Genomic DNA, 12,783 nt, shown 5'->3' with positions numbered 1-12,783 from the left:
GGCCAGGCCGTTGTGGAAAGCGGCTATCATGTCCAGCTGGAAAGAACGCTGGATCTGAGCGACGTCAAGCATCTGCGCTTACGAATCTGGGAAAGAAACGGAGGATGTGCCTGGACAAGCCCGGTCTTTGTTGAAAAGAAAGGGGAATAGTCATGAATATTCTGTATATTCACACCCATGACAGCGGGCGGATGGTAAGCCCCTACGGCGTGAACGCACCGACGGACAATCTGTTGGCGTTTGCCCGGGATGCCGCCGTATTCACCCAGGCATACTGCGCGGGGCCGACCTGTTCGCCCAGCCGCGCGGCGCTGCTGACAGGGACCTATCCGCATCAAAACGGGATGCTTGGTCTGGCTCAGCGGGGGTTTGGACTGACCGACTACCGCCGCCATCTGGCGCAGTTTCTGGGGCGTCATGGCTATCATACTGTCCTGTGCGGCATCCAGCATGAATCCGGCTGGTATCTGGACGCCGACGCACCCGGCAAGCTGGGCTACAACGAGGTGCTGACCGCTTCCGCAGATCCGTATAAAAAGGAAGACCTGCATTTGTGGGACGCCGTCAATGCCGATCATGTCTGTCAGTGGCTGGATCAGGCGAAAGCGGACGAACCGTTTTTCCTCAGCTATGGCATGCACAGCACGCACCGGCCTTATCCGGTTGAGATCTGCGAGGCGGTGGACGAGCGCTATGTACGCCCGCCGTTTCCGATCGACGACAATGGGGAAACCCGGCACGATCAGGCGCAGTTTCTGACTTCAGCCTATTACATGGATCAGAATTTCGGCAAGGTCATCGCCAAGCTGAAGGAAACGGGACTGATGGAGAAGACAATCGTGATGTTCACGACCGATCACGGCGTAGCGCTGCCGTTTAATAAATGCAATCTGACCGACAGCGGGATCGGCGTATCGCTGATCATGCGGGTGCCGGGGGCGAAGGCCAACGGTCAGGTCATCGACGCTTTGGTTTCGCATGTCGACGTGATGCCGACGCTGTGCGATCTGCTTCAGATGGAAAAACCAGATTATCTGGAAGGCACCTCATTTGCGGAAGTCTTCGAGGACATCAGCGCGGAGCCGGTTTCTGAAATCTTTGCCGAGGTGAATTTCCATACCAGCTATGAACCGATCCGCTGCGTACGCACACGCCGGTATAAATATATCCGCTACTATGACGAAAGCTGGACGAAACTGAACCTGTCGAATATGGACTCGTCGGCGTCCAAGGATTTCTACATGCGCAACGATTTAGCTGCGCAGACGAAAGATACGGAAGCGCTGTACGATTGTTACTACGATCCGGACGAGCGGAAGAATCTGGCGCAGGATCCACGCTATCAGGAAATTCTGGAAGACCTGCGTGAAAAACTCAGAACGTTCCAGATCCGGACGCAGGATCCGATCCTTCATGGCGAGCTGGAAATGAAGCCGGAGTATAAGGTAAACAAAAAAGAATGTCTCAACGCGTCAAGCAAGGATCCGCAGGACTACGATCCGCGCGGACGCTGGCAATAACGAAGAAGAAAATAAGCTCTGATCGCGGGGAAATCCCAAGTCAGAGCTTTTCCTTATTTTAATCCTGGAAATTTTGATTTATGGTAAAATAAAAAAGAACCAGGATCACGTCAAGAATTTGATCCCTGGACAAACTGGAAAAATTTGATTTTGGATCATGATCAAAAATAGCGTGAGATCAGACAAAACAGAGCCGGACAGGAGGACTGGAATATGGATGTTCAAAAGTATTGGGATGCGGTGTTGAAGCAACAGGCCGAGGTGATGCGGACATATTTTCACAAGGAAGCACGGATTCGCTGGATCAACACCAACGAAGGGTTTACCGTCGAAGAATTCATCCGGGCGAATTGCGAATATCCGGGGAATTGGGAGGGGCAGATTGAACGAACCGTGGCTGCGGACAATACTCTTTTCACAATTGTGCATGTGTTTTCCGCCGATTGCCAGGCTTCTTTCCATGTCGCTTCCCTGATTGAAATCCAAGGGGATAAGATCATTAGTCTGGATGAAATTTGGGGCGACGACGGACCCGCCCCGCAATGGCGCCTGGATCTGCGGCTGGGCAGGCCGATTCATTCCTGATTTTCAATCAGGAACAAAGCGAGGTGAAAAAAATGGAATTGGTTTTACGTTTAGCGTCCGCTGAGGATGCGCCGGTCATCTGGAAAATGCAGAAAATTGCTTTTCGCGAGCTGTTGGAACGGTATCAGGATTACGACATCAGTCCTGTCAATCAATCGCTGGACCAACTGCGGCTGCGCTGTTCGCAAAAAGACCGTTATTATTATTTCATTAACGTGGATGAAAACCCGGTTGGCGTGCTCAGCGTCACCGACATGCAGGATGGAAGTCGTAAGCGCCTTTCCCCGATGTTCATTCTCCCGCAGTTTCAGGGCCGGGGCTATGCGCAGGAAGCGATGAAGCAGGCTGAGAAAATCCATGGTGAGCGGGGATGGGAGCTGGATACGATTTTACAGGAGGAACGCCTGGTCCATCTCTATGAGAAAATGGGATATCAGAAGACGGGAAAAACGGCGGCCGTGAATCCCCGGATGACATTGGTGTTTTATCAGAAACTTTAGCTTGCTTACGCGGATATGAAGAAAGAAAAGCCGTCGGATTTCATGATCGAAATCGGGCGGCTTTTTACAAGATTCATTGAACTCACAGGGAAATCCGATTGTAAACCGGGATTCCCCATCATTCCTTTCGCAAGACCGGATTGCCTGAACGATCCATCAGGCGCCGGTCTGTTTTCCACAGAGCTGACGACCAGAGTATTTCAGACTGAAATCCGGCGATCAGGATTATTGACCGGGTTTGATTTGAAACGAAACCGTATAGGTTTGATTCTGCTTAATCTGATATTCCTTTAACGGTTCCGCACCCCAGCTGCCGTTGCCCAATCCGCGCTGGGCGGCATCCAGGTGCAGCAGCGGCTGATCCAACTTTTGCGCGTCCTTCAGATGCGCGGCGGAGGCGAGTGAAAGTTCATCCCAAGTCATGATGTTCATGCCGACGGGTTCGTCAAACGTCAGGGTCAGCGCGTTCGTTTCACCGTTGAGCGTCAGGCTGCGGACCTCTGTCCGGTTACCGCTGTCCTGCGGTTTCAGCAGTTGATCGTTATAGAAATCATCCATCTTTGCCTTCCATTGTCCCAACCGGGAACCGGTATGGCGGTCGATATAATTCTCTTCGGGTCCGCGGCCATTGTAGCGAATCTCGGTTAACGAAGCGTCCAGATTGAGCGTCAGTCCTGCCCGGGCGAGTGGACCGACCTTCTCTTTCGACGGCACTTTCATCGACATCGTCACCGCGACCTGACCGTTGCCTTGAATGGTAATCTCCGTTTCCAGACCGGTGTTGAATTCGTTGATCGTCCCGGAAGCCTTGATCGTCAGCTGTTTTACTTCACCGTTTTCTTCTTTGCGCTGAATCGAAGGCGATTTGTATTCAACCGCTTTGCCAGCCTGCCGGACAGCTTCGGAGAACTGCGGATCGCCGGAGGTTTCGGCACGGTAGAACGACGGCTGCGGACCGCCGGTCAGGAAGGTCTGATCGCCGAGCCGGTAAGCTTCAATTTCCATTTTTGCGGGATTCAGAATCATTTCAAAGTCCTGATTTTGTTCAGTCCGGCCCTGAATCGTCCATTTGTCCTCCTGCTCGCTCACGGTCAGCGAAAGATCCGGGGATACGGATGCCGCAGGCTTGCCTTCCTGCAGAACAAACTGTTCAAACGCCAGGATATCGCCCTGTTTTCCGCCATGAGCATTGGCCCAGCTTTGATCCTGGCTGTATTTCACGTCGATCTCCAGAATCACTTCCGCGTCGGAATCAGAATCCGGCAGCGCGACGTCGATCGTTTTGGCCGCCCCGGGCGGTAGTGCTTTTTCTGCTTCGCTTAAGGTTGTCGTATGGAACAGCGCGCCGTTCTGGTAGAAGTTCAGCTCGACCGCAAAAGCATTCAGATCGGTCGCCAGGAATTCGTTGGTCATCGTTAACCGGCGCTTTTGGGAATCGTAGGTGAAGCTGACGTCCTGCTGAACCTTCCTCACTTCCTCCAGCTCTGCGCTCGGGGTGCGGTCGGCATTGACTAAGCCATTGCCGCAGAAATCACCGTCGTTGAGCGGCGTCCCCCAGTCGCTGCCGTAGCCGTAATAGAATTGGCCTGTGGCTGGATCGCCGGTCAGAATCGTCTGGTCGATGAAATCCCAGATGAAGCCCCCCTGCAGCTGCGGATAGGTTTTAAACAGCGCGAAATACTCTGCTAAATTCGCGACGCCGTTGCCCATCGCGTGAATATATTCAGACTGGAAAAACGCGTGTTTGTTTTTCTTAGCGTAATCCTTGAGCTGATCCAGCGTCCAATACTGACTGCTGGCCACGTCGACCATCGACGTTTCGCGGGTATCGCCGATTCGGTTGTCGCGCTCGTACACGCGCAGCCGCCTCGGATCCCGCTGAAGGATCCACATCGAAGTGTTGTAGAACGGATAATTTTCATTCATTTCATATTCGCTATACGTCGCTTCGTTGCCCAGCGACCAGAACAGCACGCTGGCGTGGTTTTTATCCCGTTCGACCATGCTGACGGTCCGGTCCAGGATCAATCCGTTGTAGAGCGGATTGTTGCCGGGAACGCCCAGCTCCTTCTCTCCGATATGCGATTCAATGTTGGCCTCGTCCACGACGATCAGCCCCAGCTCGTCCGCAACGTCATAGGTCAGCGGATGATTCGGATAATGCGAGGTGCGGAAGGCGTTGATGTTGTAGGCCTTCATCAGCTTCAGATCGGTGATGATTTCCTGCGCGCCCAAGGCCCGGCCTTTGACCGGATCGGTTTCATGGCGGTTGACGCCTTTGAGCATCAAGGGCTTCCCGTTGAGAAGCATCTGCTGGACGCCGTCGACGGTCTGAACTTCGATTTCGCGCAGCCCGATCCGCTGGCAAACGCTTTCCATAACCTCGCCCGCTGCGTTTTTCAGCGTGAGGACAAGCGAGTAAAGATGCGGCTGATCGGGTGTCCACAGCTTCGGCTGATCGATCGTGAAATGAGCGCACAGCGTAGTTCCCGTCTGATTTTCAGTCGTTTCCAGTACGGGTAATTCCGGACTTTCGAGGTTCAGGGGCTGATCGAACACGGCGCGGCCCTGATCGACCAGCTCCATTTCCAGCGTCCAGCCTGCCTGCGGCTGCTGCGAAAGATTACGCAGATCGACGTCAACCTGAACCTGCGCCTGGGTGTAGTCCTCAGCGAGATCACTCTGTACAAACAGATCGCGGATTTCCACCGCTTCCCGCCCGATCAAGGTTACATCGCGGAAAATTCCGGACAGCCGGATAAAATCCTGATTCTCAAAGTAGCTGCCGTCCGACCAGCGGTAGACCTCGACTGCGATCGTATTGACGCCTTCCTTTAAGTAAGGCGTGATATTGAACTCCGCGGGCGTGTAGCTGTCTTCGCTGTAGCCGATCGGCTGACCATTGATATAAACATAAAACGCCGATTCCACACCTTCAAAGCGCAGGAAGACATGCTTGTTTTGCAGCCCTTCATCCAGCGTAAACTCGCGCTTGTAGTGACCGACGCTGTTGACGGCGGTTGCGGCGACGGGCTGGCCCTGCGCGCCGTATTGGATCGCTTCATAGTTCAGCCACGGATAAATCTGATTGATGTAGATCGGAGGCTCATAGCGGAAGCTGCCGTCTTCCTTCCACTGAGTCTGTATATTGGACGGCACGTCGATCTGATCCCAATCCGCCGTGTCCCAATCTTCCCAATACCACTGCGCGTCATAGCCCGCCAGGTTTTTTAAACGGTCCGTCGGTTTGGTGGCATAGTAAAACGCCCAGCGGCCATTGAGCGACTGAATCCGCGAAGACGAGGCGGCATCGATTTCATCCAGAGCGCTGGTCTCTGCCAGAAGCGCCTGCTGGGATGAAGGATAAGGCGTCAGGGCAGCCCGGGCCGGTTCCCGGTGAAGCTGCCAGACCTCCATCTGATCGTACCATTCCTCGCCCGCAAATGAAGTGTCAGTCGGCAGCGGTTCAATGCTCGGCCGCGGCGTACCCTGCGGTTCGACAAACTGATCCATTTTCGACGAACAGCCGCCTAAGATCAGGCCGCTGATAACCAATCCAAGTATGATTTTTTTCATGAAAACCTCCGAAATTGTTATCATCACTATACCATAATTCACAAAGCGAGAAAATGCCGGCTTGCTGGAAGATCATGAAAAGCTGCGCTTCCTGAAAGTCTGCGGAAGTCAAAGCAGGAATACCGCAGGCATGGAAAACGAGGCGGATGCAGTGTTTGGAAAGGAATAGGATTTTCAAGGAGGATCCTCGAACAGAAAGGATGAAAGGCTCAAAGTTATCGCAAAAGCGGTGAAGTTGTTGGAAGAAGGCTGTATTTTTCCGCTATTTGAGCTACAATAAGGGACGTCTAGGAGGGTGGCTATGAGAGAAACATTAATACAGCTGCGGCAGGTGATGGAACAGAAGCATGTGGATATCGTGCTGATTCCGTCGTCTGATTTTCACGGCAGCGAATACATCGGCGATTATTTCAAGGCCCGGGCGTGGATGTCGGGTTTTACCGGTTCGGCGGGGACGTTGGTCGTCACGCGTGATCAGGCGGGACTGTGGACTGACGGCCGTTACTTTATTCAGGCGGAACGGCAGCTGGCCGGCTCGGGGATTACTTTATATAAGATGGGGCAGGAAGGCGTGATCGACTTCCCGCAGTTCATCGAGCAGGAAATGCCGCAGGGCGGCTGTCTGGCCTTCGACGGACGGATGGTCAGCGGGGCGCTGGGCAGCCAGCTGGAAGCGATGCTGGCAAGGAAGCAGGCGCAGATTTTAAGCACGGAGGATCTTGTGGATTTGATCTGGAAGGACCGGCCGGGCTTATCAGAAGCGAAGGCGGTCTTGTTGGAAGAACGTTACAGCGGCCGGGCGACGGCGCAGAAGCTGGAAGAACTCCGCGCGGTCATGCGCCAGGAAGGCGCTGAGGCACTGTTGATCTCGACGCTCGATGATCTGGCGTGGCTGTTCAATCTGCGCGGCGATGATGTGCTGTACAATCCGGTTGTTTTGGCGTATGGCTGCGTGACCCTGGAGCAGGCCGTGCTGTATCTGGATCCGCGCAAGCTGTCGGAATCCGACCGGCAGGCGTTGTCCGCTCTGAATATTGAAATCAAGGATTACGATACATTCCTTGGCGACGTCGCGGCGCTTACGGCGCAAACGGTCTGGGCTGATCCGCAGAAGCTCAACTACGCGATCCTCCGTGCGATTCCCCGGCACTGCCGGCGGATTGAGAAAACCAATCCGATTGTCTTAAGAAAGGCGATCAAGAATGAAACGGAGATTGAAAACCTGCGGCGTTCGCATCTCAAGGACGGCGTCGCGGTGACGAAGCTAATGTACTGGCTGAAAACTTGTGTCGGCAAAGAAGCGATGAGCGAATGTTCGATTCACACTAAGCTGCATGCGCTGCGCGCTGAGCAGGAAGGTTTTATCGAGGAAAGCTTCGGCACGATCTGCGCTTATAAGGCCAACGCGGCGATGATGCATTACAGCGCTGATCCGCAGCACGAGGTGCCGGTTGCGGCGGAGGGTTTGCTTTTGATCGACTCGGGTGGTCAGTATTGGGAAGGCACGACGGATATCACCCGGACGTTTGCGCTGGGGCCGTGTTCGCCGGAAATCAAAAAGGTCTATACAACGGTGCTGCAGGGGATGCTGAACCTGTCGGAAGCGCGGTTTCTGTATGGCTGCAGCGGAATCAATCTGGACATCCTCGCCCGCGGACCCGTGTGGCAGCTGAATCTGGATTATCAGTGCGGCACCGGTCATGGCGTCGGATATCTGTTGAACGTGCATGAAGGTCCGCACGGAATCCGCTGGAAGAAGACGGCGGCGCTGAGCGAAATGGAACGGCTGGAAGCGGGAATGGTGGTCACCGATGAACCGGGTGTTTACATCGAAGGAAAATTTGGCATCCGGATTGAAAACGAGCTGATCGTCCGCCGCGGCGAAAAGAACTTCTACGGTCAGTTTATGGAATTTGAAACGACGACCTTGGCACCGATCGATCTGGACGCGGTTGACCCGCAGGTTCTGACGCCGGCTGCCCGCGAGGCACTGAATCGCTATCATCTGCGTGTTCGCGAGGCTTTAACGCCGTATCTTAATGAGGAGGAAGCGCAATGGCTGAAAACCGCAACCCGGTCGATTTAAGGGAGCAGTCTGTCAGTCCCCGTCCGATCCGAATGGTTTGTCTGGATCTGGACGGAACGTTGTTCAATGGAAAAAAGGAAGTCGGCTCGCTGAGCCGCCAGCAGATCCGGCGTTGTCTGGATCAGGGCGTGGAAGTGGCCGTGGTGTCCGGCCGGGCTTATCAGTTCGCCTACAAGACGGCGCAGATGATCGATCCGCGGTTGTCGGTGATCGGCTTTGTCGGTGCTTACCGGTCCTTTCATGGTCAGGCTCAGGGGGAACCGATTCCCCGGGCGGCGCTCAACGAGGTGCTGACCCTGCTGAAACGTGAAGATTGTCCGGCGTTTATGAAACAGCTGAACACGATCTGGTGCAGTCATGACGTCCCGCTATCCGGCGATTATGTGGCCTATACCGCCGATCAGCCGCCGCAGCATCGGATTGTGGTGCATTCCAATCAGGATCTGCCCGCCATTGCGCGGCAGAATCCGGATCCGGTTTATAAATTGTTGATCCGGGCGCGGGGCCGGACGGAAGCGATCGCGCGGCAGCTGCGGCCGCTTTCCGGTATCCGGATCTTCATTTATCCGTACGGCGATATCGAAGTGATCAGTGCCAAGGCGGACAAAGGCATCGCGATCCGCAAGGCAGCCGATCAGCTGGGGATCGACCCGGCGCAGATTCTGGGCATCGGCGACAGCGTCAACGACCTGCCGATGTTTGAAGGCTGCGGCCTGCGCGTGGCGATGGGCAACGCCGTCGAACCGGTAAAAGCACGCGCGGATTACATCACGCTGACCAACGACGAAGATGGGGTCGGCGAGGCTCTGCGGCAGCTGGTCCAATAAAATAGTGGAGATAGAATACAGTTGAGCTGGAATAGCCCGCTGTATTTTTTATTAAAACGTTAACGAGCGAGCAATAATTACAAAAAAACAGGGAGATAAGCGGAATATCAATGAAATGCCGCTTATCTTTTAATTTGGGGATAAATTATATGGTATGATAAAACAAAGAACAGGCGGGTTATTAATAATGGGGACTTCTTATGCTTAGAATAAAAGAATTTGGCAATAAAGTTTATGATAAATGTTATCTCTGGACCAGAGATCGAGGTAAGCGTAATGAAAAAAATATGTACTTTCAATAGCCGGAAATACTCTGTTTACTTACAATGCTATACTGAAAAATATCATTTACTCTTTCTTGCGTCTGGGAATAATCTCATTGTTTTTTCCCTTGAGCAACTAACGATTATTCATACATTAAAAAACTTTGGGCATGTTGAAGAAATGGTATTAACGAAAAGTGAGGACTATATTGTCCTTAGCGTCGCCAAAGAAGGAGATTTTTATGATTGCTATCAGTTAAATTTGGTTGAAATAGAAAAAGAGATAAACTATGAGTTTGTAGGTCAAGTGATTGGAAATCAAAGCTTTGCCCTCAGTTTGTATAAATTTGAAAACTCTGTTCTATTGGCAATGAAAGACAAAATAGTTCTTTATGATTGTGAAGAAAGAAAAATTATATCAGAAGTACCTGAGAAATTTCCGTCAAATATAGTTGTTAAACTATCTGAAGATGTTGATTCCGATCTCATATATGTTCAATATGTTAGTGGATACAATGTCATATCCAGGAGTTATATGTTAAAAGATAATTCATTTCAGTGCGCTAATATAGAGAAACTGGAATACACGACTCATTATTCAAGGACGGGCAACCTGAGAATCATTCATTATTTGGAACCGAGGGATAAGAAAAAACCAGAATTTATTATTGAGAATATCCAAGAAAAAAAGAAAGTGGAATTTTATTCAGAAGGTGGGATTATCTGGAATTTTAAACTATCTTTATCTGAAAAGTACTTATGGATAACTAAAAATATAGCTGATAAAAGAAATCAATTCGGGACAATGTGCGGCCTGCTGTTGAGAACAGATTCCACTAATGTGAATCAACTTGGAGTTGATTCGGTCAGTTTTAATGAATTCAACTTTGACGAATATTTAAATTATATGACTACGAATGATTATCAGTTGGATCACTCTAAATATTTCAGCCGTCTGGCGATTTATAAAGTAGAAGAATCGGATAAGCTAAATGTAGAATTTTCAAAAATTTCAACAAAAAAACTGCCTAAAATAAGAGTTGATGACACGGGTTGTAAGGATTACTGGATTTGATCAAAACTCTTGAAAAAAACTGACGATGATACTTAATCACAAATATTAGCTTAAAAGTAAAGAACTTCTTTCTTGTTGGTAGAAAATTAGATTTTATTAACTTCTAGGATTAAATGAAAGATATGATCCATAATTCGTACAGGATCAGGATTCTACAGTTCTTGAATTGCGTTAGGTTTTCTCTTATTCAAATGGAGTAATCCGATTAATCTGCAGACTGACTTTATCATTAAGAATTTTAGATAATATAAAATCTTTTAGGTTTTAGAAAAATGATTTATAGATAATGAGGATATATTATGCTTAGAATAAAAGAATTTGGCAGTAAGCTTTATACAACGCATCTGATTGGATTTAATGAAAAGTATCGGTATTTATTTTTGAGCTGTAATACGCGATTCGTAATCTACTCCTTGGATTTAGAGAAAATCATCGTTGAAACAAAAGAACTGCAATGGGTTGAAAACATGACTTTTACTGCCGATTGGAATTATGCTGTATGCCGTTCTTTTAAAACAAATAAAAATCAACTGGCCGATGTTTACATTATTGATATGGAAAATATAAAAATAGATTTAACTTATGAATATATAGGCAAAGCCGCTTGTGATACCGTTTGGAAATTATCACGATTTCCGAGCGCAATTCTTTTGGTCAGAAATAAAAGCATAGAAATTATCGATTGCAAAACAAAGCAAATCATTTTAGAAATCGAGAATCGTTTCCATCTATATAAAGCTTTATTCGTAAATGAAGGAGAAACCGAGGATATCCTTGAAATAACTTACATTGGTAAAGAGGATCGTGATTATTACGGGATTAATGACACTTCTATAAAATATTTCCGTGAGATGAAACAATATAATGAACGGTATACAGCTTGGAAACGTTATGAGGTTGATCGAAGGCTTGTACAGTCAAGGCTGCTTTCTGGGGGAATCGAAATCAATGATCAAATTCATCGACGAAAAATTATTTTAGAAAGAGAAAATCTTGATTTTTGGGAAGGAAAATTTTCTTTGTCAGGAGATTATTTCTGGACAAAAATGATAAGGAAATTAGAAAAAGACGAAATCCTCCCGGGAATGCCACCATTTTATGATGTGATTACAGATAAAAGATACAATGTTCTATATGATTTAAGGGAGAATAAAATTGTGCATCTGCTTGATGATAATTTTGGCAATTTTGGTGCTCATCAGTATTATTATGATGAAAGAACAGAACTCCTATTTGTTGAAGATGGTGGATATGGATTCAATGTAGCAATTTGTAAAATGGAAGATAGCGATGTTATCAATCAAAGATTGGATAAAATAGATTTTAAGAAAATCCAATTAGCGACTTCCACGAATAATCAGGATTGCGAATCCATCTTATTCAAAGGACATTAATGCTAAATGAGGCGAGTTGAATAATTGTATTCTTTTTCAACTTGCGGGGAAAACGATTCAAGTTATAAGAATAAATCCCCAAGATATGTAAAGATGGTCGTACAACACATGGGATAAATCAGGAGATATAGTATGAAGAAAAATACAGGCTTATATATTAGTGATGAACATTATAGAAAGCTATTAGGAATTAATGAAAAATATAATCTGCTTTTTATCGCAAAAGATAAAGAATTAATTTTATTTTCTCTCAAAGCGATGGAAGTCAAAGACCGATATAATTTAAGTGGTTTTCCTAAAAAAATTTTCTTCACTCAGAGTCAGGATTATATGATTCTTATTTGCGAAGCTGATTATTCTTATCAAAATAAAGTTTACGTTATTAATTTGAAAGAAGACTCAAAAAAGATAGAATTTTCTTTAATAGGAGAGGCTGCGGATTCTTATTTATTTACAATTCATTCTTTATCTAATTATCCCAACCATATTTTAATTGGAAGAAAGTACAGTCTGGAATTATTTAATTGTGAAAAAAGAGAAGCGAGTTTGATTCTTCCTACCTCAAAGGAAATTCATTTGGTAAAAGTTATAGAAGGAGAAGAGGAAGATTATATAGCGATTCGCTTTGTTCCGGAATATCAACCAGATCCGAATATGCCGACAATAGATCCGCCTGATATTCAATATTATAAGTTAGGAAAGGGAGAAATTTGTGAATGGAAAGAACCTGATCCTAGGACAAGTAAATATTTTAAAGAGAAAACAATTCGATTTATAAATGATGGGAATCAATCCGTATTATTTAATTCAAGCTGTTCATTAAAACAAGTATATAATCATAAATTATATAATATGGGTATTAGATTCGTTGACTATGAAGGGCGATATCTAAGTGGTAATGTTAATTGTTTCGATAAAAATGATAACTTTCTAAGAAGATATTCATTCCTGATGGAT

Annotated in this window: 9 protein-coding genes; 8 read left to right on the top strand and 1 reads right to left on the bottom strand. The window is 47.8% G+C overall.

The features are described 5' to 3' along the window. The first annotated feature begins 152 nt into the window (after positions 1-152). The 3 genes from HOLDEFILI_RS09095 (at position 153) to HOLDEFILI_RS09085 (ending at position 2,605) form a co-directional block, all read left to right on the top strand. Positions 153-1,520: a sulfatase family protein gene (locus tag HOLDEFILI_RS09095; protein WP_006059324.1), complete on the top strand. Its 1,368-nt coding sequence runs from the start codon at positions 153-155 to the stop codon at positions 1,518-1,520. Positions 1,521-1,733: 213 nt separating this feature from the next. Then, positions 1,734-2,105 carry a nuclear transport factor 2-like protein gene (locus tag HOLDEFILI_RS09090; RefSeq protein WP_006059323.1) on the top strand — a complete coding sequence of 124 codons (372 nt, stop codon included), beginning with the start codon at positions 1,734-1,736 and terminating at the stop codon, positions 2,103-2,105. 32 nt (positions 2,106-2,137) lie between these two features. Then, on the top strand, positions 2,138-2,605 hold the full coding sequence (locus HOLDEFILI_RS09085) for a GNAT family N-acetyltransferase (RefSeq protein WP_039864583.1): 468 nt from the start codon (positions 2,138-2,140) through the stop codon (positions 2,603-2,605). A gap of 225 nt (positions 2,606-2,830) precedes the next feature. Here HOLDEFILI_RS09085 and HOLDEFILI_RS09080 read toward each other — a convergent pair whose 3' ends face one another. Further along, complete coding sequence (locus HOLDEFILI_RS09080; RefSeq protein WP_039864582.1) at positions 2,831-6,181, bottom strand: glycoside hydrolase family 2; 3,351 nt, start codon at positions 6,179-6,181, stop codon at positions 2,831-2,833. A gap of 301 nt (positions 6,182-6,482) precedes the next feature. Here HOLDEFILI_RS09080 and HOLDEFILI_RS09075 point away from each other — a divergent pair, with 301 nt between their 5' ends. From HOLDEFILI_RS09075 to HOLDEFILI_RS19720, 5 genes are all read left to right on the top strand, one after another. Next, positions 6,483-8,267 carry an aminopeptidase P family protein gene (locus HOLDEFILI_RS09075; RefSeq protein ID WP_006059320.1) on the top strand — a complete coding sequence of 595 codons (1,785 nt, stop codon included), beginning with the start codon at positions 6,483-6,485 and terminating at the stop codon, positions 8,265-8,267. Continuing rightward, on the top strand, positions 8,237-9,094 hold the full coding sequence (locus HOLDEFILI_RS09070; protein WP_039864581.1) for an HAD family hydrolase: 858 nt from the start codon (positions 8,237-8,239) through the stop codon (positions 9,092-9,094). Before HOLDEFILI_RS09075 ends, HOLDEFILI_RS09070 begins: the two co-directional genes overlap by 31 nt. A 276-nt stretch (positions 9,095-9,370) precedes the next feature. After that, positions 9,371-10,432, top strand: coding sequence for a hypothetical protein (locus tag HOLDEFILI_RS09065; RefSeq protein ID WP_039864580.1), 1,062 nt, complete (start codon positions 9,371-9,373; stop codon positions 10,430-10,432). Between the two features lie 299 nt (positions 10,433-10,731). Further along, complete coding sequence (locus HOLDEFILI_RS09060; protein ID WP_006059317.1) at positions 10,732-11,826, top strand: hypothetical protein; 1,095 nt, start codon at positions 10,732-10,734, stop codon at positions 11,824-11,826. A 132-nt stretch (positions 11,827-11,958) separates the two neighbouring features. Continuing rightward, positions 11,959-12,783 (top strand): hypothetical protein (locus HOLDEFILI_RS19720; protein WP_006059316.1); only part of this gene is annotated, 825 nt, incomplete at its 3' end.

This window comes from Holdemania filiformis DSM 12042 (assembly GCF_000157995.1).
Taxonomy (GTDB): domain Bacteria; phylum Bacillota_I; class Bacilli_A; order Erysipelotrichales; family Erysipelotrichaceae; genus Holdemania; species Holdemania filiformis.
The sequence above is the reverse complement of the archived record's forward strand: the minus strand, read 5'-3'. Positions and strand labels throughout refer to the sequence as shown.